Raw genomic sequence first — 1,056 nt, forward strand, 5'->3', positions numbered from 1 at the left:
GGTCTAGTCCTATTATAGGTTTACACCCAAGGTTAAAAAATCCTGTTTAAGGTTTACCTTGACGTTCTTTAATCCTGGATATTGTTTACATAGTGGAGAGAACGTCCTGTTTCTCGTTTACAGCCCGCTTTTTGGCTGATTTCCAACGACGTTTCATCTGCCCCCAGGCCTTACGATATGCCTGGTCAGGGGTCAGATAATCACAACTTGCATGTAATCTCTCCTGATTATAGATTTCTACTGCTTTAACCACTGCCTCAAGGGCCTGGGAAAAACTACTGAAGGTTGAGCTAAGCGTGAATTCCGTTTTCAGGATACCATTAACTCTTTCTGCAATAGCATTTTCGCCAGGATCTCCCTGTTGAGTCATACTAATCGCAATGTCGTTATCCACCAAAATATCCGTATACTCCTTGCAACAGTACTGAATACCACGATCAGAATGATGAATCGTTCGATAATACACTGAGCCCTCCCGGGTTTTCAAGGCCATTCGCAATGCTGCTATTGGCCCCTCTTTCTTTAGCGATGAATGTAGGTGATAACCTATTATCTTACGGGAGTACACATCCGTAATCAGGCTTAAATAACAGAATTTATCAGCTGTTAACGAAACATAGGTAATATCACTTACCCATACCTGATTAACCGTTTTGACTTCCGCTTCCCTGATCAGGTTAGGATATCTACGATAAAAATGGTTGGAATCTGTAGTTTTGACTCGTCTCCGACGGCTCCTTCGTACCAATAACTGATGGGATGCTAACAGATCGAAGAGCTTGTCTCTTCCCATTTTTATCTGATGTTGCTCAAGAATTGGCTGTAGCATCTCCAACATCCGACGGGTTCCTACCCGAGGCTGACGACTGCGAAGATAACGGACCTGGTCAATCACTATCCCTTCTTTCATAAATTGAGTCTGCTCACGATGTGCATTCTTATAATAGCCCTGCCTGGACCGACCAAACAATCTACATATATTACCCAGTGACCATTGGGGATAATAATGCCTTATTTTTTGGACTGTTTGGGTCCAGACTTTTTTCGAATATCGAT

Annotated in this window: 1 protein-coding gene; it reads right to left on the reverse strand. The window is 42.7% G+C overall.

Features of this window, described 5'->3' with window-relative positions; translation table 11 throughout:
• Window positions 1-85: 85 nt before the first annotated feature.
• Window positions 86-1,056: IS3 family transposase (locus tag HHL17_RS33320; RefSeq protein WP_169229164.1), on the reverse strand; the 971-nt coding region annotated here is incomplete at its 5' end.

The organism is Chitinophaga fulva, assembly GCF_012927205.1.
In the GTDB taxonomy this organism is placed as follows: Bacteria; Bacteroidota; Bacteroidia; order Chitinophagales; family Chitinophagaceae; genus Chitinophaga; species Chitinophaga fulva.